This window comes from Fictibacillus sp. b24, assembly GCF_030348825.1.
Lineage (GTDB): Bacteria > Bacillota > Bacilli > Bacillales > Fictibacillaceae > Fictibacillus.
Map to the genome: position 1 here is coordinate 1,355,982 of NZ_JAUCES010000005.1, position 26,008 is coordinate 1,381,989.

Here is a 26,008-nt window from a genome sequence, read left to right on the forward strand (position 1 = left end):
GGTGTATTTTCATGCCACATTTTTTTTCGAATAAACGCCTTATCATTCTGCTAGTCAGTATTATTATTCTAGTAGCTTTGATTGGTTTTTCGATGAAAAAAAGGGAAAGCCTAACCTTACCTGAGCAGTTTTTAAAAGATTCTGCAGGACTAACACAAACGATTTTCTATAAACCCGCTAATACAATAGCGGGTTTCTTTGAGAATTTAGCTGAAATGAAACAGCTTTACAAAGAGAATCAAATGTTAAAAGCTAGGTTAGATGAGTACGCAAAACTATATGTTCAGTATGAGGAAGTTAAAAAAACGAATGAAACACTAAAAGCACAATTGGAAAAGGAAGAAGATCTCACCGATTTTAAAGTGAGAGAAGCAACTGTGATTGGCCGTTCCCCGGATCAATGGAATCAATTCATCTATATCAATAAAGGTGAAAAGGACGGGCTCAAACCGAAGATGGCTGTCATTTCACCACAAGGATTTATCGGTAAAGTAACGAATGTATCCTTGTTTCAATCAACGGTTCAGTTAATCAGTGATAATGACCGTACAAATCGTTTCTCTGCCATTGTTCAAGGTGAGAAGAACATCTTTGGAACGATTGAAGGTTATGATGCCAAAAAGCAAGCTTTGTTGTTTAAAAAGATTCCAGTAGACGCAAAGATTAAAAAGGGCCAGAAAGTTATTACTTCTGGTTTGGGAGATGTTTTCCCGCCTAATCTTCTGATTGGAGAAGTTGTTGATATCGAGCCGGATGAAGTAGGTTTGACACAGACTGCTTATTTGAAGCCTTCTGCAGATTTATATGATATTGATCATGTAATGGTGCTTGAACGAGAAATGCCTGCAGTGGATGAAAGTTTAAAAGAAAAGGAGGAAGAATGATGAAAAAAATCCTTCTTCCTTTTCTTATCTTTTTAGCTTTTATTAGTGAAAGCTCTTTAGTTCAAGCTTTCTTGCCTCATGAAAACAGTATGGATTGGCAATTGATTCCCCGTTTTTCAATGGTTATGATTTTATTTGTTGCTATCTATTTGAATACTACATATGGACTTCTGTATGGACTGGCTTTTGGTCTATTGACGGACCTTCTTTATACAGACATCATTGGTGTTTACCTGTTCTCAATGGCTGCTACTGCCTATATTACGTCTGTTTTTTCTAGATACTTATTTGGTAATTTAATTGTGACACTGCTTCTTTCCATTGTAGGAGTATCTATCCTAGAGTTTTTTGTATACGGTTTGAACAGTCTGATAGGAATCAGCAATCAAATGATTGATGTGTTTCTTTATAAAAGATTGTTGCCTACCCTCATCTTAAACGGTTTATTTGCGATACTCATTTATTATCCGTTTGTAAAGCAGCTGAACCAAATAAAGGATACCCTAAAAGAAAACTAACTTCTGCAAAGAGGAATTTAGACCTAGCTGTCGAATGTTAGTACGTTGAGGTGAACAATGGCAATGGTACAAAAACTCCAGCACAACGTAACAATAAAAGGTACAAAAGACGGCCTCATTTTATTGTTGGATGATAAGTGTTCTTTCGAGAAGTTAATCGAGGAGCTTAATGATAAATTAACCGCGGGAAGCGGCCAGTTGTTAAACGGACCCGTTATTTCTGTAAAAGTAAAAGCGGGTAAGCGTTATGTAACAGCTGAGCAAGAGGAAAAATTACGAGAATCGCTTAAACAAAAAGAAAATCTGATTCTAGAGCATATTGAGTCAGAAGTTATAACAAAGGCAGAAGCTGAAGAAATGAGGAAAGATGCCCAAGTTGTAACGGTTTCAAAGATCGTCAGGTCAGGACAGGTCCTTGATATTCAAGGAGATCTGCTCTTGATTGGCGATGTTAATCCTGGCGGTACTGTTATGGCGACGGGGAATATTTATATTCTCGGTTCGCTCAAGGGAATCGCTCACTGCGGAACAAAGGGCAACGAAGAAGCGATCATTGCAGCATCCGTAATGAAACCTTCTCAGCTAAGGATTGCTCAACATATTAATAGAGCACCAGACTCTTATCCGGAACTAGGAAACGAGATGGAGTTTGCTTACATATCCAATGAAGAACAACAGATTCGTATTGATCGAATCAGTGCTGTTCACCGATTAAGACCGATGTTGAACAGTTTGGTATAGAAAGGGGAATGAAGCATGGGAGAAGCGATAGTCATTACGTCTGGGAAAGGTGGGGTCGGTAAAACAACGACTTCTGCCAATATAGGGACTGCTCTAGCTCTTTCTGGAAAAAAAGTATGCCTTGTAGATACAGATATCGGTTTACGTAACCTTGATGTATTAATGGGACTCGAGAACCGAATCATCTATGATCTTGTGGATGTTGCAGAAGAACGCTGCAAGCTGAACCAAGCTTTAATAAAAGATAAGCGCTTTGAGTGTTTGTACCTGCTCCCTGCAGCTCAAACAAAAGATAAATCTTCCATAACCCCTGAACAAGTTAAGAAAATCGTTCAGGAGTTAAAACAAGACTATGACTATGTGATTATCGACTGTCCTGCTGGTATTGAACAAGGCTTCAAAAATGCTGTAGCAGGCGCAGATAAGTCCATAGTTGTAACAAATCCTGAGATCTCATCTGTACGTGATGCTGATCGAATCATTGGACTTCTAGAACAAGAAGAGGTTGAAGCTCCGAAACTAATCGTGAATCGCCTTCGTAATCATCTTGCTAAAAGTGGAGATATGTTAGATGTAGATGAGATTGTTTCTGTTCTCTCTATTGAGCTATTAGGAGTCGTTATTGACGATGAAAATGTGATTAAAGCAGCGAACAAAGGTGAACCTGTTGCGATGCAGCCTGACTCGAAAGCTTCTATTGCATATAGAAATATTGCGAGAAGAATTTTAGGTGAGTCTGTGCCACTACTTTCTTTAGAAGAAGAAAAAGGTTTCTTTGGAAAGATTAAAACGTTATTAGGGATGAAATAAAGCATCAGCTTTGCGCTGATGTTTTTTTTTGTTGTTTTTTTAACAGGTAGCTCTTGAAAGTGGTTGATTTCCGTTCCAGGAGCTCGCTTTCCGCGGGGCAGGCGGTGAGCCACATTCGGACGTTTCACTCTTAAGTGTCTCACCTGCCCACCTGTCCCGCAGGAGTCTCGCCCCTTGCACTCCAATCAAGTATCAAAGGTGTCTTTTAAAGGCTAATCTTCAAGCTTTGTAGCTTTTGAAAGTGGTTGATTTCCGTTTCAGGAGCTCCCTTTCCGCGGGGCAGGCGGTGAGCCACATTGGGACGTTTCACTTTTAAGTGTCTCACCTGCCCACCTGTCCCGCAGGAGTCTCGCCCCTTGCACTCCAATCAACTTCAAAGGTGTCTTTTAAAGGCTAATCTTCAAGCTTTGTAGCTTTTGAAAGTGGTTGATTTCCGTTTCAGGAGCTCGCTTTCTGCGGGGCAGGCTGTGAGCCCTTTGCCGCTTTGCGCCTTTAAGGGTCTCGCTTGTTTCGCTAATCCCCCAGGAGTCTCGACCTTGCACTCCAATCAATTAATCAATGGTGTCTTTTATCAAGAGTGGTTATTTCGGGTTCCAGAAATCTGTTGAACTGTAGGTCCATCTCCCACTTAGTATGTAACAACCACCTTTGCTCTAGCGTCTAAGGTTTTAAAGTGAACGTCCTCTTTGCGTCCTTTTGTAAGGTTGTGTGGAGTACTGCTTTTGACTCTTTTTTATTCTCATCATTTGCAAGTTGATTGGATCGCAAGGTTGCGAGACTCCTATGGGACGAGCGGTCAGGTGGAGACTCCTAATGGCGCAAAGCGGCAGGAGGCTCACCGCACGCCCCATGGAAAGCGAGCAACCTGGAGAGGAAATCAACTACTTTCTAAGGCAACAATGTAAACAACCTAATCAACAAAACCATTTTACTCATATCTCTTCCGGACAAGTCATAGGATGTACATATATGATAAAAATGGAGGCACGGTTATGAAAAATAGAGCAGATGAAATCCGAAAAAAGTACGGAAATATTTCTAAGAACGGCAGTTCAAAAGAAAATGGTTCAGTTATGACTTCTAGAGAAGAACCGGAGAAATCTCATCCTCTATTTAACCGTCATGCCATGCTGATGCAGGTCATGTTTTCCATCATCTTATTTTTAATAGTAGGCATTATCTTTAAAAACAATGGAGAGCACACGGCTAAAGCACAAAATTTTATTAAATATGTGTATGAAGATGAATTTCAGTTTGCTGCCGCAAAAGATTGGTATGAAGATAAATTTGGAAAGCCTTTAGCATTATTGCCTAAAGATAAGCTGCAAAAGGAACAAAAAACAGAAGAAGTGAGTGAAGTATTTGCGGTTCCTGCTGATGGAAAAGTATATGAGACATTTAGTACAAATGGTAAAGGGATCGTGATTGAAACAGGAAAAGAAGAAGATGTTGAAACGGCAAAAGATGGCTATGTTGTATATGCTGGAAAAAAGGATGATCTCGGGCTTACCGTTATTATTCAGCACTCGGACGAGCAAGAATCTTGGTATGGAAATCTAAAGGAAATCGATAAGTCTATAAAGCTTTATAATTATGTTGAAAGCGGTACACGACTCGGTAAAGTATCAGAAAACGAGGATGGGGAATCAGGTAAATTTTACTTTGCGATTAAAAAAGACAAGAGTTTTATCGATCCGAGCAAGGTGATTGATATTGATTAAATTAATATTCGAATTTATACGAAAAATAAAGATCAATCCCTTCTTTTGGATTGTTATTTTTGGAGCCGTCTATACAGGACACTTCAGGGAAATTATCATTTGGTTTTTCGTTGTTCTTATTCACGAGATGGGTCACTTTGCTGGGGCCCGTCTTTTTAAATGGAGAGTTTCAAGAATTGATCTTCTTCCCTTTGGAGGAGCAGCTGTCGTTGAAGAGCACGGTACAAGGCCCTTTCACGAAGAAATATGGGTGGCAGTTCTTGGGCCGCTGCAGCATGTATGGTTAATTGGAATTGCATATGCTTTAAGGCAAGGAGAGATCATTTCTGCTGATGACTTTTATTGGTTCTTTCTTTTAAACGTTACATTGTTTATTTTTAATCTTCTTCCAATATGGCCTTTGGACGGTGGGAAAGTGGCGTTTGCCCTCTTCGCCAAATGGATTCCTTTTAAAGAAGCACAACGCATTTTTTTACTAGTATCGGGAGGCTTATTAATCATCGGGAGCGCTTGGCAGCTATCCATACAGCCAACACATTTGAATTTATGGGTGATAAGCACATTCTTAGGATTAGCACATGTCCTTGAATGGAGAAGCAGACATTATGTTTTTATGCGGTTCTTATTAAGCAGGGTGCAGCAAACTTCATCAAGAACCACACGAACGATTATTGTTCCGCCAACATGGCCACTTTCAAAAGTTACACATCAACTAATGAAAGGGGTTACACATTACATCGTCATTAAGAACCTCAAACCCATTAAGATAAAAGAAGCAGAGCTTTTAGATGCCTATTTTCATAAACATCCTCCTGAATGTGCAATTGGGAAAGTTTTTCGTTAGAATAATAAGAAGATGCGAAAACAGGGAGATGTGAGTTTAAAGATGCAGCGAGTGGTAATCAATGCAGCAGGAATGGAAAAACGTACTGCACTTCTTGATAACGAAAAGCTTATAGAATGTGCTATCCATAGGCCAACTGAAAAGCCGTTAACAGGAAACATATACAAAGGTAAAGTTCAAAAAGTATTACCAGGCATGCAGGCGGTGTTTGTAGACATTGGAACAGATAAGAATGGTTTTCTTCACAAAGATGACCTTCCTGCTTATCAACAGCTTTCGGAGGATGATAAGAAAAAGGCATCTATTTCGAATCTTATAAGAGAAGGAGAATCGATTCTTGTTCAAGTATCAAAAGAAGAGACTGGAGATAAAGGGGCAAAGTTAACAGGACTTATTTCTTTTACCGGTCACCTTCTCGTATATTTCCCGTTCACCCCACACATTGGGATATCGAAAAAAATAAGAGAATCCCAACGGAGTGCACTGCAAACATGGGGAAGTTCAGTATTATCTGGTGCGGAAGGATTAATCATTCGAACAGGATGTGAGGACTTTCCTGAGCAGGAAATGAATCATGAGCTTGAGAACTTAAGAAGACAATTAAAAGAGGCTGAAAAAAAGTCAGCTGGCAAAAAAGCGCCTGCTCTAATCGTTCAGCCCCCTTTTTTCTATCCTTTATTAGAAAGATGGCTTAACGCAAATGTAGAAGAGATCGTCGTGGATGATTATGACACGTATAATCTCGTTAAAGAATATGCAGCTTCCTATCGTAATCCTTATTCTGTAAAGTTGTACAATGAAAAAGAACCTCTTTTTCACAAGTTTGGAATTGACGTAGACATCGAAAAAACACTTTCTCCTCTTGTGTGGTTAAAGAATGGTTCTTTTCTGTACTTCAATGTAACTGAAGCTTTAACGGCAATTGATGTGAATACGGGAAAATTCACCGGAAAAAAAGACCGTTCTAAAACAGTGGTTGAGACGAACTTAATCGCTGCCAAAGAAATAATGAAACAGCTCCGCTTACGCAATATAGCGGGGATGATCGTTATCGATTTTATTACCATGCAATCAAATGAAGACAAAGAACAAATTATTAAGGCAATGCGCGAGGAAGTGAGAAAAGATTCTTCCACCATGGTTTTACATGGCTTCACAAAAATGGGATTGTTTGAGATGACTAGAAAAAAAGAACGTCCATCACTTCTAGAAACGCTAGCGGAAAAGCAAAGCCATATGATGGATGGGTATATACTTCGTTCAGAAACACTGTATTTCAAAATGGAGCGGTTGGTTAAGGAATACACATTTGAAGATGTAGAAGCGTTATGGATAGAAGTGCCTCATCACTTTTCAGAATGGATGCAAAAAAATCCCGACAAACTGAAAGTGATTAAGGAACAAACTGGACTCGTTTTGTTTCTATCGGCAGGCTCATCAAACCGTGAAATAATCGTGAGGCAGTCAGGCAAAGAAAACGAAGTAAGAAGCAGAATGTTAAAAGATTCAGATTGACACAAGGGTGCCAAACATGGTATCCTTTTTTCGTTAGTGTTTGGAGCACCCGCTCCAACCGCACAGACTAGGTTTTAAGTATTTTTATACGCCTAGGATGGCGAGTCTGAGTATAAGAGGAGGTGCACGTTGATGTACGCAATTATTCAAACTGGTGGTAAGCAAGTTCGAGTTGAAGAAGGTCAAGCAATCTATGTTGAAAAACTAGATGTTGAAGCTGGTGAAACAGTAACATTCGAAGATGTATTGATGGTCGGTGGAGACAGCTTGAAAGTAGGAGCTCCTTTAGTTGAAGGTGCTACAGTTACGGCAAAAGTTGAAAAACATGGCCGTGGCGAAAAAATCGTTGTCTACAAGTTTAAGGCGAAGAAGAACTATCGTCGTAAGCAAGGACACCGTCAACCATACACAAAAGTTGTGATTGACAAGATTAACGGGTAATTCTCATGATTAAAGTTTCTATTTACAGAAACCGTAATCAAAACATACTTTCGTTTACGATGGATGGACATGCTGATTTTGCTCCACATGGCCAAGATTTGGTTTGTGCAGCCGCAACAGCCGTGTCGTTCGGTACAATTAATGCTATTGAAAAGCTTTGCGGCTTTGAGCCGGAAGTGACCACTCATGAAGATGGTGGGTTTCTAAAGTGTAAAGTACCGAATAATCTTGATGATTCTACCTATCAAAAAACGCAATGGCTTTTGGAAGGCATGATTGTATCTCTTGCTTCAATTGAAGAAGGGTACAACGAGTATATAAAATTGACTGAACATGAAGGAGGTGCAACGAATGCTTAAATTAAACCTTCAATACTTTGCCTCTAAAAAAGGGGTAGGTAGCACAAAGAATGGTCGTGATTCACAGTCTAAGCGTCTTGGCGCTAAGCGTGCTGACGGACAATTCGTTTCTGGTGGTTCAATTCTTTATCGTCAACGTGGTACTAAGATCTATCCTGGTACAAACGTAGGTAAAGGCGGAGATGACACACTATTTGCTAAGGTAGACGGAATCGTTCGTTTCGAGCGTTATGGCCGTGACCGCAAAAAGGTAAGTGTTTACCCAATCGCGCAAGAAGCGTAAGAGGGAGATGAAAACTCTAACCAGATTGGTTAGAGTTTTTTCTTTGCTTTATTGAATTTAAGTACTGCGCTAAATTTGTTGGTGTAAGGTATAGCCATATTAAAAGGAAAGGCTAGGAGTGCGATAATGTCAAAAAAATGGACAACTGTCGATCTTTTGCGCCACGCCAGGCATGACTGGCTAAACCAGCTACAGCTTATTAAAGCAAACTTATCACTTGACCGCACTGAGCGGGCAAAAGAGATTATGAATGAAGTAATTGAACTATCCCGGGAAGAATCAAGAATCTCTAACCTGAAAACCCCGAATTTATCGGAGTACTTATTAACATATAATTGGTTGAAACATCCGGTTAAATTGTATGGAAAAGTAAATGGGGAAAGCGGGGATTTCAGCTTATTTGAAGACGAATTGTTACATACAACGAAAGAAGTATGCGATGTGTTGAACAATTCCATTTCGGGTTATGATGAATACTCACTTACTGTTACATTTGATCCTGCAGCTCTTCGTGTTTGTTACGCCTTTCAAGGGGCACTGACAGACGGGGAGAGTACCTTTGAAAACATGAAGAATATTTTTTCAACACATAAAAGCATGTTACTCATCGAAAGCTATAACCAGGAAAATAAGTGTTATTTTGATATTCAGTTAACTTCTTAAAGGAAGGAGGAGAATTAAATGTTTGTCGATCAGGTCAAAATTTATTTAAAAGCAGGTGACGGCGGAAACGGAATGGTAGCATTTCGCCGTGAAAAATATGTTCCAGATGGTGGTCCTGCAGGCGGTGACGGAGGAAAAGGTGCAAACGTGATTTTCGAAGTAGAAGAAGGTTTGCGTACGCTGATGGATTTTCGTTACAACCGTCATTTTAAAGCGCCACGTGGCGAGCATGGTATGTCTAAGGGCATGCATGGAAAAAAAGCTAATGATATGATCGTAAAAGTTCCTCCAGGGACTGTTGTGACAGATGCTAATACAGGTGAAACGATTGCAGACCTAGTTCATCATCAGCAGCAAGCGATTGTAGCAAAGGGTGGTCGTGGAGGACGTGGAAACACTCGTTTCGCAACTCCGGCGAATCCGGCTCCTGAGATCGCGGAAAATGGTGAACCAGGTGAAGAACGTGAAGTTACACTAGAATTAAAAGTGTTAGCGGATGTTGGATTAGTTGGTTTCCCTAGTGTAGGAAAATCAACGTTCTTATCGATCGTGTCTGCAGCTAAACCGAAAATTGCGGAATATCATTTTACAACAATCACTCCGAATTTAGGAGTAGTTGCAGTAGAAGATGGTCGCAGCTTTGTTATGGCTGACTTGCCAGGATTGATTGAAGGGGCTCATGAGGGTGTTGGGCTAGGACACCAGTTCTTAAGACACATCGAAAGAACACGTGTAATTCTTCACGTTATCGATATGTCTGGGATGGAAGGCCGAGATCCTTACGATGATTTTGTGAAAATCAACGAAGAGCTTAATCAATACAACATGCGATTAATGGAACGTCCGCAAATTGTACTTGCAAACAAGATGGACATTCCGGGCGCAGAAGAAAACCTTGCAGAGTTCAAAGAAAAAGTCGGAGAAGATGTTCAAGTATTTCCGATTTCAGCAATTTCTCGTCAAGGAATTCGTGAAGTATTATTTACGACCGCTGATATTCTTGAAGTGACTCCTGAATTCCCGCTTATCCATGATGATGGTGTGGAGCAGCAAAGGGTTCTATATAAGCACGAAAAAGAGGATGCAGGTTTTTATATTACTCGTGATCCGGCAGGAACTTTTGTTATTAATGGTCCAAAGATCGAAAAGCTGTTCAAGATGACAGACTTTTCTCGCGAAGAAGCGACGAAACGTTTTGCGCGTCAGATGCGTACACTCGGTGTTGACCAGGCGCTGCGTGATCGGGGTGCAGAGCACGGTGATGTTGTTCGTATCTTGAAATATGAATTCGAATTTATTGATTAATACGAGGCAGCCTATTTTATAGGCTGTCTTTTTGTATACAAATGTCCGCCTGGAATAGACATTTTCTTTTATTTTATTTATAATAGAGGTAAGATTGACACCGGAGGAAAGTTATATGAAAAATGATCAGCAATATTATATGGTTAGAGAAGATGTTTTGTCTGAATCTATGCAAAAAGCTTTGGAAGCTAAATCTCTCTTAGATAGAGGAAAAGTTAAGACGGTAGCAGAAGCTGCTGAGAAAGTGGGCTTGAGCCGAAGCGCGTTTTACAAGTACCGCGATGGAATCTTTCCGTTTCATACAATGGTAAAAGAGAAAATTATTACGCTTTCTATTCATCTTGAAGACAGATCCGGTGCCCTGTCGAGCCTTTTAACAGTTGTTGCTTCTCAAGGTTGCAACGTATTAACAATTAATCAGACGATCCCATTACAAGGACGAGCACATATTACATTAACGATTGAAACGAACATGCTGCAAGGTGACTTAAAGGATCTGTTAAGTACGCTTAATAGAATGGAAACCGTCGAACGAGTAGAGGTCGTAGGAACAGGTGCATAAGACAACACCCCCTAGCTAATTAAGTTAGGGGGTGTTTTTATGAATCTTGAAAAGGTGGGTGAAAGTCGGTTCATGGAGATTTGCGCTCGTTCAGCGGATGATAAGCTCGCTGGACGAGCGCCATCCGAGAAATACGAGCGCCATCCGAGAAATACGAGCGCCATCCGAGAAATACGAGCGCCATCCGAGAAATACGAGCGCCATCCGAGAAATACGAGCGCCATCCGAGTGTTAAGACCAACCAAATAGAGAGCAATACTTACAAGAGTACAACGATTACGCAACAGTATTTCTAAAAGGCGGTTACTTTCAAACCTCACTTTTATTTTCTTCTGTGACAGTTGATTGGAGTGTAAGGGGCGAGCCTCCTCGAAAATTAAACTTCAAATTTTCTTCGTGCGATGTTTCGCTGCCGTAGCCTTCCTTGTCCTGCGGGACAGGCGGGCAGGTGAGACACTTAAGAGTGAAACGTACAAATGTGGCTCACCGCCTGCGCCGCGGAAAGCGAGCACCTGGAACGGAAATCAATCACTTCCAAAACAACAAAGTTTTCCAAAAAAACTACAATAAAAATCCCTTTTCTTGTAACGCATCACAAACTTTATCTAACTTTTCCTGCGAATCAGATGAGAGTGTATGCATATGAATGCCTTCTGTTAACTCACTTAACAGAGTGGCGTTCGTATCTTTAAGCCGCTTAATCAAATTCTCAACATCTTTCCGAGTGGAGAGCTTTAGTGAAGCTTTAATATCTCCATAAACAGGGTGTTCAACTGTAACATCTTCAATGGTTACACCGTAATCCACGATTGTATGGAGTTCGTCGATCGTTTCTTCTGGAAGATGGTTTGCAGCAATCACGCGCGTGAAAGAGTTTTTAATATCGGGCTTAATATAAACATAGCCTTGTGCAGTTGCCATAATCGGCTCACCGCTCGCTTTAAGTAGCGACATGTCCCCAACGATAACTTGTCTGCTAACGTTTGTTTTGGCGGCGAGTAATGAACCGCTAAGGGGCTCTTCAGCTTCTATCAGCCATGATATAAGCAGCGACCTTCTATCATCACCTTTTAATTTATCGAGTTTGCTCATCTGGATAAAACCTCACTAACAGATCTGAATTTATTTGTAATCTCATTAAGTGCTTTTCCTAACATCGTGATATCTTCTATCGTTGTTTGGTGACTAAGTGAAATCCGTACTAGACCATGGGCTTCACTGTCAGTTCTTCCTACTGCAAGTAATGCTTTAGATGGTTCTTGCTGACCATTTTTGCATGCAGATCCTGTGGAAACGGCAATCTTCCTTCTGTTAAGTTCCTGCATAACAATTTGCCCTTCCATTCCTAAAATTCTGATTGGAATGATGAAAGGCGAGCTATCAGCTTTTCCTTCAAAGATAATATCTTTATTTGTAAGTATAAGCGATAAGAACCTTTTTCGCATATCTTCAGCATGCTGAAAAACGACAGGTTGCTTACTTATATACTCATCTGCCGCAGTAACAAAAGCTACAATGGAGGGCATGTCAACCGTTCCTGGCCGGAAGCCACGCTCATGTGTTACATCAGAAAGAAGTGGTTTTATATGAACTGACGGTGAGATGTAAACAGCTCCCGTTCCTTTTGGTCCATGAATTTTATGTGCAGAGACAGTAAAAGAATTTATGAAAGCTGAGCTGAAATAGTCAATGCTATATTTTCCGAATGATTGAACACAGTCACTGTGAAACAAGATATCTTTATCGGCTAAGAAGGTTCCTATTTCCTTGATGTCTTGAACCATTCCTGTCTCACTGTTTACATGTTGAATGGTAACCAGAATGGTATCTTTCCGGATTGTGGCTTGCAATTGATCGATAGAAATTTTCCCGTTATTGTTCACAGGAATTCTTGAAACTTCATATCCATTCTTCTCTAAAAAGGTAAGAACGTATTCAACAGAAGGGTGTTCTATGTTTGAAGTAATAATGTGTCTCCCCTTTTTCTGTGCGCCAAACGCTAAAGAAGTAATGGCAAGAAAATTCCCATCAGAACCTCCGCCAGTAAAATAGATTCCTTCTCCTTCTATTCCTAATAAATTTGCTAATGAAGTTCTACCATGTTCCAATAAATCCTTTGCGTTTAAACCGCCATCGTGGAGACTTTCCGTATTGTGAAAAAAAACTTTTGATGTATGGATAAATGCTTGTAAAGCTGTTTCTGACATAGGAGTAGTAGCAGCAAAATCGAGATATATCAAGGTTTTCACCTCTGTTTAAATAAAATAGTTGTATCTAGTTTAAATCTATGTAAATATAGGTGTCAAGACACGTGTAAAGTAGAGGTGTTCTAATGAATGACTCATATTGAAGCAGATGTATTAATTGTCGGTGGAGGAATCGCTGGATTGATGGCTGCTGAATATTTAAGTTCGCATAAGAATGTGATAGTTATCACAAAGTTTTCTGAAGAGCAATCAAATTCCTATTTAGCACAAGGCGGGATCTCTGCAGCCGTTGATAAAGAAGACTCATGGGTGGAGCATCTTCTAGACACCATTAAAGCCGGTCATCTTCACAATGATCATGAGATGGTAAAGAACCTCGTTCAAGAAGGAAAAAACGTCATCCATACTCTTGCACAGTGGGGAGTGCGGTTTGACAGAACAGAAGATGGTTCTTTTATGCTTGGAAAAGAAGGTGGGCATCACCGAAATCGAATTGTTCATGCAGGTGGAGATCAAACTGGCAAAAAGGTTATGGACGCTCTTATACGCAGAGTAAAGGATAAAGTCGAGGTGATTACATATCAATACGCCGTAGACTTAATCATACAGAATAACAAATGTACCGGAGTGTATTGTAAGGATGATGCAGGTAATTCTACCTTCTTTCATGCGAAGAATACGATTTTAGCAGGTGGTGGTTATGCAGGAATCTATGCGACTACTTCTAACGCTTTTGGATCTGATGGAAGCGTTTTATGTATGGCATACCGAGCGGGTGTTGAACTTTCTGATTTGGAATTTGTTCAATTCCATCCAACATTACTAACGGGGAGAAATACAGTTGGATTGATTACAGAAGCAGTAAGAGGCAAAGGTGGTGTCATAGTCAATTCTAAAGGAATTCCTTTTATGGAAGGTGTTCATCCTCTTAAAGACTTGGCACCGAGAGATATCGTTTCAAGAAGAATATTTGAAGAGATTCATAATCATGGTGAAAGAGTTTATCTCGATATTAGAGGTATTACTGGTTTTGAAAAACACTTTCCTGGTGTAAGTATGTTGTGCGAAAAAGCGGGGGTTTCGTTAAACGAAGGGTTGATTCCCGTAGCCCCGGGTGCTCATTTTACAATGGGTGGTATTGTTTCAGATCAGAACGGCAAAACATCAATGGCAGGACTATATGCGATAGGAGAATGTGCGAATACAGGAGTACATGGAGCGAATCGTCTCGCTAGCAACTCTCTCTTAGAGGGAGCAGTTTTTGCAAAGTCGGCAGCACAAAGTATCCTTCTCACAGATGACTGTAACACGAGTTCATTTTCTTTTCGCGAATTAGAAACGCCAACTCAGGACTATGCGCTAGCATCGGAACTGCTTAGTGAAGAGCAGATTCGATCCATAATGGATAAGCATGCTGGTATTTGTAGGCACGAAGAAGGATTAAAAGCAGCGGCAGAGATGCTGCAGTTAACAACTTGGAATCCACTACTTATCAATGAGCCTTTATCTGTGATTAAGAGATTAAATATGCAAACAATGGCTTGGCTAACCTTAACGAGCGCTCTGAAGCGTGAAGAAAGCAGGGGCAGTCATTATCGAAAGGACTATCCATTTCCACAAAGTGAGTGGGAACAAAAAAAGATTATAAGGAGTTTACGGCATGATGAATCCATTATTGCTCAAAAAGCAGCTGCAAGAGTTTTTAATTGAAGATATTGGATCAGGAGACTTGTCAGCTTCACTGTTTGAAGGAAACGCAGAAGTTACCGCAACGATTATTGCAAAGGATCAAGGTGTATTTGCAGGTGGACAGATACTTTCAGCAGGTTATGAACTGATTGACACAACTCTTCAAACAAACATTTATGTGAGTGATGGTGAATGGTTTGAAGCTGGTACTAAACTTGCAGAAATTACTGGTAAAAGACAAAGTGTATTATCTGGAGAAAGAGTGCTGTTAAACTTGCTGCAGCGTCTCTCAGGCATCGCGACGGTCACAGCAAAAGCTGTTTCTAATTGCAACGGACAAACACGAATTTGTGATACAAGAAAAACAACACCTGGACTTAGGATGCTAGAAAAATATGCAGTAAGGTGCGGAGGAGGATTTAACCACCGATTTGGATTATACGACACGGTGATGTTGAAGGAAAACCACCTTGCAGGATTTCAATCTATTCAAGCAGCAGTTGAAGCAGCGAGACAAAAGTTTGGACATACGGTAAAAATCGAAGTTGAAACTGAGACGGAAGAACAAGTAATTCAAGCAGTGCAGGCTGGAGCAGATATTATTATGTTCGATAACTGTACGCCAGAAGAAATCGTACAGAGGATGAAGCATGTACCTCAAGGCATGATTACAGAAGCATCCGGCGGCATTACACTTGAGATGATTCCAGAGTATAGCCTTACAGGGGTCCATTATATTTCATTAGGTTACTTAACTCACTCATACAAAGCATTGGATATCAGCATGAACGTTAAAGGAGTTATAAAGCATGACTATACTCAAAACCTTTTCTAAGAATAAGACATTGCCAGCTCGCTATTCAGATATGACAACAACAGAAATGGAACTCAGGATTAAGGAAATAAAGAAGATGCTAGGAAATAAGCTATTTCTTCCTGCGCATCATTATCAAAAAGATGAAGTGGTACAATTTGCAGATGTTACGGGTGATTCTCTTCAGCTTGCTAAAATTTCAGCTCGGAACAAAGAAGCTGATTTTATCGTTTTCTGTGGTGTTCATTTTATGGCTGAAACAGCTGATATGCTGAGCAGCGTAAATCAGATTGTCATACTTCCTGATTTAAAAGCAGGCTGTTCGATGGCGGACATGGCTAATATTCATCAAACCGAAAGAGCCTGGGACGAACTGAATAAAATTTTTGGTGACACCATTCTTCCACTGACTTATGTGAATTCAACGGCTGAAATTAAAGCGTTTTGCGGTAAGAATGGAGGAGCTACGGTTACTTCTTCCAATGCTAAAGAGATGGTAAGCTGGGCATTTGAACAAAAGGAAAGACTGCTTTTCTTACCTGATCAGCACCTAGGAAGAAATACTGCCTTTGCCCTGGGGATTCCGCTGCAGGATATGGCGATTTGGGATCCGATAAAAAATGAGCTTATCTTTGAAGGATCTGATATCGAGCAAATTAAAGTGATTCTTTGGAAGGGCCATTGTTCAGTTCATGAAAAGTTTACAGTTAATCAAATTCAAGACTTTAGACAAAACTACTCAGATTATAAAATCATCGTTCATCCCGAATGTACGCATGAAGTAGTAAGTGCAAGCGATCTGAACGGTTCAACACATTACATCATTGAAACCATAAAACATGCAGCACCAGGAACAAAATGGGCAGTCGGGACAGAGATGAATTTAGTTAACCGGTTAGCTCAACAGTTTTCAGATAAGAAAATCGTTTCATTAAACCCTAATCTTTGTCCATGTTTAACAATGAATCGCATTGATCTGCCACACTTGCTATGGTCTTTAGAAAATATTATAGATGGTAAGCTGGAGAATATTATTAAAGTGGATGATGAAACAAAAAAATATGCCGTAATGGCATTAAATCGAATGATGTAAGAGCTCTAACTCCCCTCTGTCATATCCTTCTTTTATCAGGCATAAATTGATAAAGGAATAATGACACTTCATTAAGATGTAGCAATATGCCCAAATGTTCATATACTGTAAGGAAATTTGGCAGGAGGGAGTTTTGCAGCGTGAGAATTCACATTGTGCAAAAAGGGGACACACTTGACAAAATAGCTGAAAAATACGATGTTCCAGTTCAAGAACTAAGAAGAGCAAATCCTGGTTTCTCCAAAACAGATGTAATCGAGCGGGGGGAAAAGATTAAAATCCCGATCAAGATGCCTGGAATGAAAAAAGAGCAGCCTATAGTACCAGTGAAAGAAAAACCGGTAGCACCTATACAGGAGGCTCCAAAACCAGCTCCGGTTAAGCCAGCGCCGATGAAACCAGCACCAATGAAACCGGCACCTATAAAACAAGAAATGAAGCCTGCGCCAATGAAACCGGCACCGATGAAACCAGCGCCGATGAAACCAGCCCCGGCTAAGATGGACAAAAAAGACGTGCCGATGAAAAAAGATGTGCCAATGAAAAAAGATGTTGCACCACCAATGAAAAAAGATGCTCCTATGCAAAAAGATGTACCGATGAAGGCGCATATGAAAGCACCTATGAAGGAACCAATGGCACCCCTTCATGACAAAGATTTTGCCGGAATGATGGAGTCTTCAAACCTAGGCCATTATGTTCCGATGGGTTATCCAAATCAGCAGCCAAACATAGCAAATCAGCCAAATATAGCAAACTTGCCAAACATGGCGAATCAGCCAAATATGGCAAACATGCCAAACATGGCGAATCAGCCAAATATGGCAAACCAGCCTGATGTAGCCAGTAAACATGGGTTGTATCCAGGAAAAGATGGTTATGGACCTAATAAACATCAATTTTTAATGGAAGAGTCCTCAGGTATGATGCAAAATATGTATGGCTCTATGCCGTCGATGTTTCCTAAGCCGCAAACGTATTCTCAGATGCCACAAGGTTATGGTATGATGCCTCCTCAAGGATTTAGTGGTATGCCGCAACTTTACGGTGGAGGGTATCCACAAGGAGGTCAACAAGCGGGTGCTGGAATGCAGCAAGGTGGTTCCATGCCATTCGGTGAATATCCTGATTCAGAAATGGATCAAATGCCAGCTGGAGAATATACACCTGGTGCTCAACAAGGCATGCAAGGAATGCAGATGGGCATGCAGCAATCGGGTGATATGGGTATGATGCCAATGGGTATGTCTGGGATGCCGCAAATGGGCCAAATGAGCATGATGCCGATGGGAATGCCAGGAATGCCACAGATGGGCATGATGCCACAAGGCGGAGAGATGTCTCAAATGGGCCAGATGGGTATGATGCCGATGGGAATGCCAGGAATGCCACAGATCAGCCAGATGGGCATGATGCCACAGGGTGGAGGAATGCCAGGAATGCCGCAAATGGGTCAGATGGGCATGATGCCAATGGGAATGCCAGGAATGCCGCAGATGGGTCAGATGGGTATGATGCCACAGGGTGGAGGAATGCCAGGAATGCCGCAGATGGGTCAGATGGGTATGATGCCACAGGGTGGAGGAATGCCAGGAATGCCGCAGATGGGTCAGATGGGTATGACGCCACAGGGTGGAGGAATGCCAGTAATGCCCCAAATGGGTCAGATGGGTATGATGCCTCAAATGATGCCACAAGGTCAAGGAATGGTTAACATGCCTAACCCATATTCACAAGCTCAGTCTCGTGATCTTCAGGAAGATTTTGCGGAAGAAAACGAAGACGATGAATAGGGATGGTAGGGACGGTTTCCAAGGAGATCGTCTTTTTTTAAAAAAGATGAAAGAAATGGGTCTTGAAATCCTTGATTTCGGGTTCTTCCGTGATAATGTAATTTGGATTAATACTAGGCAAGGTAAGTATGTTCTAAAGGGTTTCAGCCGATCGGAAACATGCAAAAAACAATTAAAGTTATCTAAACTTTATCATGGTCAAAAACCTAGAATCATGGGAACTTATACCGTTTATCCCAATCAAAAGAAGTCGATGGAGTTTGGAGAATATATATGGGCAATCATGCCTTTTTATAAAGGAGAAGGACTTCATTTCGGCAATCAATCCGATGTAAGTGCAGGAATGGATGCAATCAGTCGTTTTCATTCTTTTTCAAAAAACATTCCTTCCTCTGTTTATGATCAATTATCCTCTTATTCACTTTACAAAAAGTGGAGCGATAGGTTTGATACGTTTAAATATCATGCTCAATCAGCAAAATGGAGTCATCAAATGCAGCCGCTCATTTCTGACATACTAATGTGGGGAAATTGGAGCTTAAAGAATTTTGATCATGATGCAATTGAAGCACTTGAGAAAAAAGCGCATAAAAGAAAAGAAATTACGCATGGAGATGTGGCACCGCATAACTTTGTAATCAATAAAGAAAAATCCAATAAAGCTTATCTGATTGACTTTGATCTGTTTGCGGCCGTTCCTCAAGCTTTTGACTGGCTGCAATACGCGAATCGAATCTTACCATTTTGGTATTGGTCTTATGAAAAAATGGAAGAAATGGGTAACGAGGATTTCTTGAAAATGTTTACAAAAAGATGGTTTGTCAGTTGTTTAGTCTTTCCTACAGATCTTTATAGGGAGTGGAATAGGGCCTTGAAATATCAAGACCAAGGCATGATTGAGGCCGTAACGAGATTTACATTGCGTGATTATTCTCACAGAAAAAAATTTGTTGAGAAAATCATAAAAAAAATGAATTAAATGACATCCTACATTTAACAGATTATTTAAGACCTTCTCTTGCCAAGCTAATGGTGAAAGGAGGTTTTTCCATTGAATGCATTGATAAAGACACTTACCGTAACAATTCTTGCTAGTGGTCTTGTAGGCTGTAACGGTGTAAATGAATCACAGGACAGGAATGACAACGATACTCGCCCAATCGGATATTATTCCAATGAGGGAGATAATCGTGGTGATCTTGACCGTGGTAGTGGATTTATTTCTGATATGGCTGACCGAGATGTAAACGATCATGCCTCAACTTACCACGAAGATTATGATGGTAAGCTCGCTGAACGTATCGCCAATAAAGTAAACAATATCCGGGGTGTAGACGATGCTCACGTTATTCTTGAGGATAACAACGTCATTGTAGGAGTAGACACGGATGAGAGTAAAAGGGAAGAACTGACTAAAAAAGTCAGGGAAACCACTGCTAATTTGGCGCCAAATCGTGATGTGAAGGTTGTTTCTGATCAAAAAATGGTGAACCGCATTGAGAATGTTGATAATGACCTGCGTGATGGCCGTGCATACACGGAAGTTGAATCAGATGTACGCGGAATCAGTAAAGACATCGTAAATGCAGGAAGCGATCTTGGAAATGCTATAAAACGTCCTTTCGAAAACAACCGCTAGCTTTAGAGAACTGTCAAAAGTTTATTCAACTTTTGAGCAGTTCTTTTTTTGTTGAGCGAGAATTAAGTTGATTTCTGGCCAAATTAAGCGTTTTCTAAAGTGTATAAAGCGATTATATAAAGAATTGAGTCGATAATTGAAAAATATAGGCGATTCGACAAAACACGACTCAACCAAAGAGTTCAGCAAATGGGCACACAAAGTAACCAAATTCACTTTTTATAAGGAATTAGGGGGTGGGCTATGTTACAATGGGGATAGAAACATACGCTCGGTTTAGCGTTAGGGAGAGAAGAAGTTGATAGAAAGTATTTCTGGAAATGTAGATTACATAACAGCAGAATATATAGTATTGAATAATAACGGGATCGGCTATAAAGTGTTATGTCCAAACCCATTTATCTATAAGCTAAACGAACAAAAAACAGTGTATACGTATCAATACGTGCGTGAAGATATTCTTGCATTATACGGTTTTAAAAATCGAAAAGAACGGGATCTGTTTTTAAAGTTATTAAATGTTTCAGGTATTGGGCCTAAAGGAGCACTAGCAATTGTTGCTTTTGGTCAGCCTGAACAAGTAGTGAATGCCATTGAACATGAAGATGAAAAGTTCTTAACGAAATTCCCAGGTGTAGGAAAGAAAACAGCGCGTCAAATGATTCTAGATTTAAAAGGCAAGCTGTCTATCTTTGCTGATGTTGAAATTACAGAGGGTCTTTTTGCTGAAGTTGAAACAGCTGGTGATGAACTTGATGAAGCACTCGAAGCACTGGCTGTTTTAGGATATGGAAGAAAAGAAATCCAAAAGATACTTCCCTCTTTAAAGAAAGAAAAGATGTCTGCTAATGAATATGTTAAAGCAGCATTAAAGAAGTTAATGAATGCATAAGGACGTGAGGATGGATGGAAGAGAGAATTGTTTCTTCAGAGGAACGTCAAGATGAAGCAAACATCGAGTTAAGCCTGCGCCCTGAAGTGTTAGATGAATACATTGGTCAAACTTCCGTAAAAGATAATTTGCGGATATTTATTAAAGCTGCAAAGCTCCGCAATGAGCCGCTTGATCATGTCCTGCTTTATGGGCCTCCTGGTCTTGGTAAGACGACCTTGGCTTCAATTATTGCAAACGAGATGGAAGTTAATTTGAGGACAACCAGTGGTCCTGCGATCGAACGCCCGGGAGATTTAGCAGCCATTCTAACTTCATTAGAACCTGGTGATGTGTTATTTATAGACGAGATACATAGACTTTCACGTGCCATTGAAGAGATTTTATATTCGGCGATGGAAGACTTTTGCTTAGACATCGTGATTGGAAAAGGAGAGGTGGCGAGGTCTGTTCGGCTGGACCTTCCTCCTTTTACGCTTATAGGAGCAACTACAAGAGCCGGGTCTTTGTCAGCTCCGCTTAGAGATCGTTTTGGAGTACTCGCTAGGCTTGAATATTATAAACCGGATGAACTTGGTGAAATTGTAAGGCGTACCGGTGATGTATTTGGCGTAAAGGTTGATGATTTATCAGCTGAGGAAATTGCAAGAAGATCAAGAGGAACACCGAGGATCGCAAACCGTCTTTTAAGGAGGGTTCGGGATTTTGTACAAGTGGAAGGCAAAGATACCATTTCGCTGCCCATCTGCCAAAAAGCACTTGAACTTCTGCAAGTAGACCGTTTAGGTTTGGACCATATTGACCATAAATTATTACTAGGGATCATTCACACGTACAAGGGCGGTCCTGTCGGGCTAGAGACCATTTCGGCTACAATAGGAGAAGAGTCCATGACGATTGAAGATGTGTATGAACCGTATCTTCTGCAGATTGGTTTTTTACAGCGTACCCCTCGTGGACGGATGGTAACTGAACAAGCCTATCATTATTTTGGACTGGAGGCGTCCGGAGATTGAATCGGCTCTTAATTATTGCAGGAATCGTTCTGATTATAATAGGATTAGTAGGTACGTATATTGGCAAACTTCCTGGTGATATGGTTTGGAAAAAAGGAAACACAACTGTTTATTTTCCAATCATGACTTCCATTATCATCAGTGTTGTTCTTTCCTTGATCTTTATGATTATAGGTCGATTTAAATAGAAAGCAGGAATACAATACATGAACGTAAATGATTTTGATTTCCATCTGCCTGAAGAACTAATCGCTCAGACACCTTTGGAGAACAGAACTTCTTCTAGGCTGATGGTGTTAGATAGATCACAAGAAAAAATTGAGCATAAACATTTTTATGATTTAAAGCAGTCCTTAAAAGAAGGAGACTGCCTTGTTTTAAATGATACACGTGTTCTGCCAGCAAGACTTTTTGGGCAAAAGTCTGATACAGGTGCAAAGGTTGAAGTTCTTCTTTTAAAAGAAGAAGGAAACGACACATGGGAGACATTGGTTAAACCAGCAAAGCGCATAAAGCCTGGAACGGAAATCACGTTTGGAGACGGACGCTTAAAAGCGGTCTGTACGGGTGAGAGCTACCATGGCGGCAGGCAGTTAAAGTTTATCTACTCAGGGATATTCTATGAACTTCTCGATGACCTTGGGCAGATGCCGCTTCCTCCTTATATTAAAGAACAGCTTGAAGAGAAAGACCGCTATCAAACGGTTTATGCTGTGCATCAAGGATCAGCAGCAGCACCGACTGCTGGACTGCATTTTACAACTGAGATGATTGAAGATATTAAAGCGATGGGTGTACATGTTACGTTTATAACGCTACACGTGGGATTAGGCACGTTTCGTCCTGTGAGTGTAGAAAACATTTTCGAACATGACATGCATGCAGAGTTTTATCAGATTACAAAAGGGACAGCTGAACTACTGAATGAAGTTAAAGCGGCTGGCGGAAGGATCATTACCGTTGGAACTACGAGTACTCGTACACTTGAAACGGTAGCAAACAAATTTGATGGAGAGTTTAAGGAAGACTCGGGCTGGACAGATATCTTTATTTATCCGGGATATACGTTTAAAGCGATCGACGGTCTGATCACAAACTTTCATCTGCCGAAATCAACGTTAATTATGTTGGTGAGCGCATTCGCAACGAAAGATTTCGTTTTAAGAGCATATCATGAAGCCGTTGAAGAAAAGTATCGTTTTTTCAGTTTCGGTGACGCGATGCTTATACTTTAAGGGGGATATATTTTAGTTATGAAACCAGCAGTAACTTATGAACTAATTAAAACGTGTAAACAGTCAGGAGCTAGACTCGGGAAAGTCCATACCCCGCATGGAACGTTCGAGACTCCTATCTTTATGCCTGTTGGAACGTTAGCTACGGTAAAAACGATGAGTCCTGAAGAACTAAAAGAGCTCGGTGCAGAGATTATCCTGAGCAATACGTATCACCTTTGGCTAAGACCGGGCCATGATATCGTAAAAGAAGCAGGAGGACTGCATAAATTTATGAATTGGGATCGTCCGATTCTCACAGATTCAGGTGGCTTTCAAGTTTTTTCTTTAAGTGACCTTAGAGAGATTAAGGAAGAAGGCGTTCACTTCAGAAACCACCTTAGTGGTGAAAAACTTTTCTTAAGTCCTGAGGGAGCAATGGAGATTCAAAATGCACTAGGCTCCGATATTATGATGGCATTTGACGAGTGCCCGCCATATCCAGCTGAATATGAGTATATGAAGGCATCTGTAGAACGTACGAGCCGTTGGGCTGAACGTTGCTTAAAAGGACATGCTAGACCTCAGGATCAAGCTCTGTTCGGTATTGTTCAAGGCGGAGAGTACGAAGAGCTTAGAAAACAAAGTGCTAGAGACCTTGTATCACTTGATTTTCCTGGCTATGCCGTTGGAGGTCTTTCTGTAGGAGAACCAAAAGATGTGATGAACCGAGTGTTAGATTTCACTACTCCGCATCTTCCGGAAAACAAGCCTCGTTATTTGATGGGTGTTGGGTCTCCAGATTCACTTATTGACGGTGCGATTAGAGGAATAGATATGTTCGACTGTGTTCTGCCTACTCGTATCGCAAGAAATGGGACATGTATGACAAGCGAAGGAAGACTCGTGGTTCGAAACGCAAAGTATGCACGAGACTTCCGTCCAATCGATGAAAAGTGTGATTGCCATGTGTGCAGAACGTATTCCAGAGCGTATATTCGTCATCTTGTAAAAGCAAACGAAACATTCGGATTTAGATTAACAAGTTACCACAATCTTTATTTTTTGGTAAACTTAATGAAGCAAGTAAGACAAGCGATCATGGAAGACAGGCTTCTTGACTTTAGAAATGAATTTTTCGAAATGTACGGCTTTAATAAACCAAACGCTCGTAACTTTTAAATAAGATTAGGCCTTTCTGCAAAGCATGCAACATTGCTTTAAAGAAATTTTGTCCTTTCTCTGCATTGACAAGTTGATTGTAGTGGAAGGTGTGAGACTCCTGCGGGACAAGCGGTCAGGTGAGACCCTTAGGGCGCAAAGCGGCAAGGGGCTCACCGCCTGCCCCGCGGAAAGCGAAGCACCTGTAACGGAAATCAACCACTTTCAGGAAGCAATGATGTATTCGAAAACAGTCTTTAACTTATAGAAAGGGGTGAATAAGTATGGGAAATCTTGGAGGAATATTACCGATTATTTTAATGTTTGCTATTTTTTATTTCCTGTTGATCCGACCGCAGCAAAAAAGACAGAAAGCGGTTCGTGAAATGCAGTCTAATCTGAAAAAAGGCGACAAAGTAGTAACTATCGGTGGATTGCACGGAACGCTGGATAGCATTGATGACAATGTTGCAGTTATTCGTTCAAATGATGGTGCAAAACTAACATTTGACCGCAACGCGATTCGTGAAGTAAAAGAAGAAGCTGCTCTATAGCAAAAAGATAAGACCCGTTATGTAACGGGTCTTATTTATATGTTTGCTTATGACTACTTAAGTTAACGCCCATAATACCGCCGATCATTGCTAACAGAAGAAAAAGCCCATGATACATATACTGAGAAGAGTTAAATGTACTTTGGTAACCTAAATATTGAATGAGGAAAACAAGAAAAGAGAACAGAATACTTGTACCGCCGCCTAAAAGCCAGCCTTTACTTTGTCCTTTTTTTCCAGAAATCATCCCGCCAATAAATAATGATAAAAAAGATAAGCCGATCGTTACCCATTTGAGTGATGCTTCTGTCAGTCCGGTAAATCGTAATATCAGTGAAAGAACCAAACTGCATAGCAAAATCATAAGAAGTACTGCTATCAAACCCCGTCCCATAGAAGAAGCCATATGCTTAATCCCCATCTTTTGATCCTCCTTATTCCTACAAGCTTTCTATATACTTTATTCAGTCTTTTTCAGAATTAGAAGTACAAGCAAGGTATTTTCCCTTCAGTTCCCATTTCTTAGTTATTGGCAAAACCTTCGTATCATGTTTTTTCATTTCTGTGCCACACTAACAAATGGAATGTGATGAGAAAGATTATGGAAGGAGGGGGATTATGGAGCTTTATACGATTATATTTAGAACGCTTTTTATATATTTTTTAATTATGGTTATCTTTCGTATGATGGGTAAACGAGAGATAGGAAAATTGTCCATTATTGATTTTGTCGTATCCATCATGATTGCTGAGTTAGCGGTCATATCCATTGAAGATCCGAAAATTCCAATGTTAAATTCCCTCGTATCCATTTTTGTATTGCTTGGTATTCAGCTTTTGTTAGCTTTAGTCTCTTTGAAGAGCAGAAGAATGAGAGAGATTGTTGACGGAAAACCTTCTTTAATCATTCGTGAAGGTGAAGTAGATGAAGAAGAAATGAAAAAACAACGATATAATTTTGATGACCTTCTCACACAATTAAGAGAGAACAACATAAAAAGTTTAAATGAAGTGGAATTTGGTGTTTTAGAAACAACAGGAAAACTATCTGTAATTAAGAAAAATGAAGATTCAAACAAGACTCCGTTCCAGATGATCTTACCACTTATATTGGACGGGAAAATGTTAGAGGACAACTTAGAAAAAATGGACAAAACTCCTTTTTGGCTGAGACAAGAGCTGAAAAAAGTTGGTTATAAAGATATTAAAACCATTTCCTTCTGCACAATTAACGATGATGGATCACTATATGTTGATGAAATGAATAAGAAAAAATAAAACAGCCGAGCG

The 26,008-nt window shown here is 40.4% G+C and carries 36 protein-coding genes and 1 other annotated feature; of the genes, 30 read left to right on the forward strand and 6 right to left on the reverse strand.

Annotated elements, in window-relative coordinates:
* Positions 1 to 11: 11 nt before the first annotated feature.
* The 4 genes from mreC (at position 12) to minD (ending at position 2,953) form a co-directional block, all read left to right on the forward strand.
* Positions 12 to 884 (forward strand): rod shape-determining protein MreC, encoded by an 873-nt coding sequence (mreC, locus tag QUF49_RS06830; RefSeq protein ID WP_289494964.1) that lies wholly within the window; start codon positions 12 to 14, stop codon positions 882 to 884.
* Positions 881 to 1,402: a rod shape-determining protein MreD gene (mreD, locus tag QUF49_RS06835; protein WP_289494965.1), complete on the forward strand. Its 522-nt coding sequence runs from the start codon at positions 881 to 883 to the stop codon at positions 1,400 to 1,402. The genes mreC and mreD overlap by 4 nt, the downstream gene beginning before the upstream one ends.
* Before the next feature lie 63 nt (positions 1,403 to 1,465).
* Positions 1,466 to 2,143 carry a septum site-determining protein MinC gene (gene minC, locus QUF49_RS06840; RefSeq protein WP_289494966.1) on the forward strand — a complete coding sequence of 226 codons (678 nt, stop codon included), beginning with the start codon at positions 1,466 to 1,468 and terminating at the stop codon, positions 2,141 to 2,143.
* Between the two features lie 15 nt (positions 2,144 to 2,158).
* A complete protein-coding gene (gene minD, locus QUF49_RS06845; protein WP_289494967.1) occupies positions 2,159 to 2,953 on the forward strand; it encodes a septum site-determining protein MinD in 795 nt (264 codons plus the stop codon).
* A 39-nt stretch (positions 2,954 to 2,992) separates the two neighbouring features.
* On the opposite strand, the gene QUF49_RS06850 is transcribed toward minD, so the two are convergent.
* The 3 genes from QUF49_RS06850 to QUF49_RS06860 are packed head-to-tail and all read right to left on the reverse strand — an operon-like array spanning position 2,993 to position 3,504.
* Entirely contained in the window at positions 2,993 to 3,142 is a 150-nt protein-coding gene (locus QUF49_RS06850; protein WP_289494968.1) for a hypothetical protein, read from the reverse strand.
* A 16-nt stretch (positions 3,143 to 3,158) separates the two neighbouring features.
* Entirely contained in the window at positions 3,159 to 3,320 is a 162-nt protein-coding gene (locus QUF49_RS06855; protein WP_289494969.1) for a hypothetical protein, read from the reverse strand.
* A gap of 19 nt (positions 3,321 to 3,339) precedes the next feature.
* Positions 3,340 to 3,504, reverse strand: coding sequence for a hypothetical protein (locus QUF49_RS06860; RefSeq protein WP_289494970.1), 165 nt, complete (start codon positions 3,502 to 3,504; stop codon positions 3,340 to 3,342).
* 219 nt (positions 3,505 to 3,723) lie between these two features.
* On the opposite strand from QUF49_RS06860, the gene QUF49_RS06865 reads away from it, so the two are divergent.
* The 12 genes from QUF49_RS06865 to QUF49_RS06920 all read left to right on the forward strand — a co-directional run bounded on the left by QUF49_RS06865 (position 3,724) and on the right by QUF49_RS06920 (position 11,216).
* Positions 3,724 to 3,858, forward strand: a complete 135-nt coding sequence (locus QUF49_RS06865; RefSeq protein ID WP_289494971.1) for a hypothetical protein — start codon at positions 3,724 to 3,726, stop codon at positions 3,856 to 3,858.
* An 87-nt stretch (positions 3,859 to 3,945) separates the two neighbouring features.
* Positions 3,946 to 4,674: a M23 family metallopeptidase gene (locus QUF49_RS06870; protein ID WP_289494972.1), complete on the forward strand. Its 729-nt coding sequence runs from the start codon at positions 3,946 to 3,948 to the stop codon at positions 4,672 to 4,674.
* Complete coding sequence (locus tag QUF49_RS06875; RefSeq protein WP_289494973.1) at positions 4,667 to 5,518, forward strand: M50 family metallopeptidase; 852 nt, start codon at positions 4,667 to 4,669, stop codon at positions 5,516 to 5,518. The genes QUF49_RS06870 and QUF49_RS06875 overlap by 8 nt, the downstream gene beginning before the upstream one ends.
* A gap of 42 nt (positions 5,519 to 5,560) precedes the next feature.
* Positions 5,561 to 7,033, forward strand: coding sequence for an Rne/Rng family ribonuclease (locus QUF49_RS06880; protein WP_289494974.1), 1,473 nt, complete (start codon positions 5,561 to 5,563; stop codon positions 7,031 to 7,033).
* 46 nt (positions 7,034 to 7,079) lie between these two features.
* Positions 7,080 to 7,151 (forward strand) — a sequence feature (ribosomal protein L21 leader region).
* 14 nt (positions 7,152 to 7,165) lie between these two features.
* Complete coding sequence (gene rplU, locus QUF49_RS06885) at positions 7,166 to 7,474, forward strand: 50S ribosomal protein L21 (RefSeq protein WP_289494975.1); 309 nt, start codon at positions 7,166 to 7,168, stop codon at positions 7,472 to 7,474.
* A 5-nt stretch (positions 7,475 to 7,479) separates the two neighbouring features.
* Entirely contained in the window at positions 7,480 to 7,833 is a 354-nt protein-coding gene (locus tag QUF49_RS06890) for a ribosomal-processing cysteine protease Prp (RefSeq protein WP_289494976.1), read from the forward strand.
* Positions 7,826 to 8,116: a 50S ribosomal protein L27 gene (gene rpmA / locus QUF49_RS06895; RefSeq protein WP_066291343.1), complete on the forward strand. Its 291-nt coding sequence runs from the start codon at positions 7,826 to 7,828 to the stop codon at positions 8,114 to 8,116. Before QUF49_RS06890 ends, rpmA begins: the two co-directional genes overlap by 8 nt.
* A 126-nt stretch (positions 8,117 to 8,242) precedes the next feature.
* Positions 8,243 to 8,779 carry a Spo0B domain-containing protein gene (locus QUF49_RS06900; RefSeq protein WP_289494977.1) on the forward strand — a complete coding sequence of 179 codons (537 nt, stop codon included), beginning with the start codon at positions 8,243 to 8,245 and terminating at the stop codon, positions 8,777 to 8,779.
* An 18-nt stretch (positions 8,780 to 8,797) separates the two neighbouring features.
* Complete coding sequence (gene obgE / locus QUF49_RS06905) at positions 8,798 to 10,084, forward strand: GTPase ObgE (protein ID WP_289494978.1); 1,287 nt, start codon at positions 8,798 to 8,800, stop codon at positions 10,082 to 10,084.
* A 115-nt stretch (positions 10,085 to 10,199) separates the two neighbouring features.
* A complete protein-coding gene (locus QUF49_RS06910; RefSeq protein ID WP_066239516.1) occupies positions 10,200 to 10,646 on the forward strand; it encodes an ACT domain-containing protein in 447 nt (148 codons plus the stop codon).
* A gap of 72 nt (positions 10,647 to 10,718) precedes the next feature.
* Positions 10,719 to 10,895, forward strand: a complete 177-nt coding sequence (locus QUF49_RS06915; RefSeq protein WP_289494979.1) for a hypothetical protein — start codon at positions 10,719 to 10,721, stop codon at positions 10,893 to 10,895.
* Between the two features lie 147 nt (positions 10,896 to 11,042).
* Positions 11,043 to 11,216, forward strand: coding sequence for a hypothetical protein (locus QUF49_RS06920; RefSeq protein ID WP_289494980.1), 174 nt, complete (start codon positions 11,043 to 11,045; stop codon positions 11,214 to 11,216).
* Here QUF49_RS06920 and QUF49_RS06925 read toward each other — a convergent pair.
* Positions 11,208 to 11,744, reverse strand: a complete 537-nt coding sequence (locus QUF49_RS06925) for a transcription repressor NadR (protein ID WP_425590492.1) — start codon at positions 11,742 to 11,744, stop codon at positions 11,208 to 11,210. The two genes, QUF49_RS06920 and QUF49_RS06925, sit on opposite strands and share 9 nt — an antisense overlap.
* A complete protein-coding gene (locus QUF49_RS06930) occupies positions 11,735 to 12,895 on the reverse strand; it encodes an IscS subfamily cysteine desulfurase (RefSeq protein ID WP_289494982.1) in 1,161 nt (386 codons plus the stop codon). Before QUF49_RS06930 ends, QUF49_RS06925 begins: the two co-directional genes overlap by 10 nt.
* Positions 12,896 to 12,982: 87 nt before the next feature.
* On the opposite strand from QUF49_RS06930, the gene nadB reads away from it, so the two are divergent.
* From nadB to yajC, 13 genes are all read left to right on the forward strand, one after another.
* Complete coding sequence (gene nadB / locus QUF49_RS06935) at positions 12,983 to 14,563, forward strand: L-aspartate oxidase (protein WP_289494983.1); 1,581 nt, start codon at positions 12,983 to 12,985, stop codon at positions 14,561 to 14,563.
* Complete coding sequence (gene nadC / locus QUF49_RS06940) at positions 14,517 to 15,377, forward strand: carboxylating nicotinate-nucleotide diphosphorylase (RefSeq protein ID WP_289497597.1); 861 nt, start codon at positions 14,517 to 14,519, stop codon at positions 15,375 to 15,377. The genes nadB and nadC overlap by 47 nt, the downstream gene beginning before the upstream one ends.
* Positions 15,352 to 16,449 (forward strand): quinolinate synthase NadA, encoded by a 1,098-nt coding sequence (gene nadA / locus QUF49_RS06945; RefSeq protein ID WP_289494984.1) that lies wholly within the window; start codon positions 15,352 to 15,354, stop codon positions 16,447 to 16,449. The genes nadC and nadA overlap by 26 nt, the downstream gene beginning before the upstream one ends.
* 140 nt (positions 16,450 to 16,589) lie before the next feature.
* The gene (locus QUF49_RS06950) at positions 16,590 to 18,242 is read left to right on the forward strand and encodes a LysM peptidoglycan-binding domain-containing protein (RefSeq protein WP_289494985.1); all 1,653 of its coding nucleotides are present in this window, start codon (positions 16,590 to 16,592) and stop codon (positions 18,240 to 18,242) included.
* A gap of 46 nt (positions 18,243 to 18,288) precedes the next feature.
* Entirely contained in the window at positions 18,289 to 19,221 is a 933-nt protein-coding gene (locus QUF49_RS06955; RefSeq protein ID WP_289494986.1) for a phosphotransferase, read from the forward strand.
* A 72-nt stretch (positions 19,222 to 19,293) separates the two neighbouring features.
* A complete protein-coding gene (locus QUF49_RS06960) occupies positions 19,294 to 19,881 on the forward strand; it encodes a YhcN/YlaJ family sporulation lipoprotein (RefSeq protein WP_289494987.1) in 588 nt (195 codons plus the stop codon).
* A gap of 298 nt (positions 19,882 to 20,179) precedes the next feature.
* Complete coding sequence (ruvA, locus tag QUF49_RS06965; RefSeq protein ID WP_289494988.1) at positions 20,180 to 20,773, forward strand: Holliday junction branch migration protein RuvA; 594 nt, start codon at positions 20,180 to 20,182, stop codon at positions 20,771 to 20,773.
* Positions 20,774 to 20,787: 14 nt separating this feature from the next.
* Positions 20,788 to 21,789: a Holliday junction branch migration DNA helicase RuvB gene (gene ruvB, locus QUF49_RS06970; RefSeq protein WP_289494989.1), complete on the forward strand. Its 1,002-nt coding sequence runs from the start codon at positions 20,788 to 20,790 to the stop codon at positions 21,787 to 21,789.
* A complete protein-coding gene (locus QUF49_RS06975; protein WP_066239545.1) occupies positions 21,786 to 21,977 on the forward strand; it encodes a DUF2905 domain-containing protein in 192 nt (63 codons plus the stop codon). The genes ruvB and QUF49_RS06975 overlap by 4 nt, the downstream gene beginning before the upstream one ends.
* A gap of 18 nt (positions 21,978 to 21,995) precedes the next feature.
* Positions 21,996 to 23,024, forward strand: coding sequence for a tRNA preQ1(34) S-adenosylmethionine ribosyltransferase-isomerase QueA (gene queA / locus QUF49_RS06980; RefSeq protein WP_289494990.1), 1,029 nt, complete (start codon positions 21,996 to 21,998; stop codon positions 23,022 to 23,024).
* Between the two features lie 18 nt (positions 23,025 to 23,042).
* On the forward strand, positions 23,043 to 24,185 hold the full coding sequence (gene tgt / locus QUF49_RS06985; RefSeq protein WP_289494991.1) for a tRNA guanosine(34) transglycosylase Tgt: 1,143 nt from the start codon (positions 23,043 to 23,045) through the stop codon (positions 24,183 to 24,185).
* A 73-nt stretch (positions 24,186 to 24,258) separates the two neighbouring features.
* A complete protein-coding gene (locus QUF49_RS06990; RefSeq protein WP_289494992.1) occupies positions 24,259 to 24,432 on the forward strand; it encodes a hypothetical protein in 174 nt (57 codons plus the stop codon).
* A gap of 16 nt (positions 24,433 to 24,448) precedes the next feature.
* Entirely contained in the window at positions 24,449 to 24,718 is a 270-nt protein-coding gene (gene yajC, locus QUF49_RS06995; protein WP_066239553.1) for a preprotein translocase subunit YajC, read from the forward strand.
* Positions 24,719 to 24,749: 31 nt separating this feature from the next.
* On the opposite strand, the gene QUF49_RS07000 is transcribed toward yajC, so the two are convergent.
* A complete protein-coding gene (locus tag QUF49_RS07000; RefSeq protein WP_289494993.1) occupies positions 24,750 to 25,139 on the reverse strand; it encodes a TIGR04086 family membrane protein in 390 nt (129 codons plus the stop codon).
* Between the two features lie 197 nt (positions 25,140 to 25,336).
* Here QUF49_RS07000 and QUF49_RS07005 point away from each other — a divergent pair, with 197 nt between their 5' ends.
* Entirely contained in the window at positions 25,337 to 25,996 is a 660-nt protein-coding gene (locus QUF49_RS07005; protein WP_289494994.1) for a DUF421 domain-containing protein, read from the forward strand.
* Positions 25,997 to 26,008 lie beyond the last annotated feature (12 nt).